Source organism: Glaciibacter sp. 2TAF33, from assembly GCF_052114945.1.
In the GTDB taxonomy this organism is placed as follows: Bacteria; Actinomycetota; Actinomycetes; order Actinomycetales; family Microbacteriaceae; genus Cryobacterium.
Genome location: NZ_JBFRFS010000039.1, coordinates 1 through 409 on the forward strand (window position 1 = coordinate 1; position 409 = coordinate 409).

1 protein-coding gene is annotated in these 409 nt (G+C 36.7%); it reads left to right on the forward strand.

Annotated elements, in window-relative coordinates; all coding sequences use genetic code 11:
• The coding region (locus AB4Y94_RS17825; protein ID WP_441729354.1) for an alpha/beta fold hydrolase at positions 1-240 on the forward strand (240 nt) is incomplete at its 5' end.
• Positions 241-409: the final 169 nt, after the last annotated feature.

Consider the following 409-nt stretch of genomic DNA (forward strand, 5'->3'; position numbering starts at 1 on the left):
AGATTTAACCATGCTTTGCTTCAAGGAGGAGGCCAATATTATGACAGATTGAGTGAAATTACTATACCTACACTGATTATTCATGGAACAGAAGATCCGGCACTCCCATACGAACATGGACTTGCTCTTGCAAAAGCTATTGCTCATGCTAATTTAATAGCTCTTGATCGTACGGGACATGAAGTCCATAGTGAAGACTGGGAACAAATCATCAAATCAATTGTAAGGATTAGCTCCTAAAATCAAAACATGAGATATGAAGACTTCAAAGCGTTTTTTTAAGAAAGCTTTGGGGTCTTTTCATGTTTCAAAGTTCCTTCCTTCTACTTACAGTAGACAAAACGTTTCCTATAGCAAAGGGTGTTTTGTACAAAAGTACCTACAACTTTTCAAAACATCACATTTACGA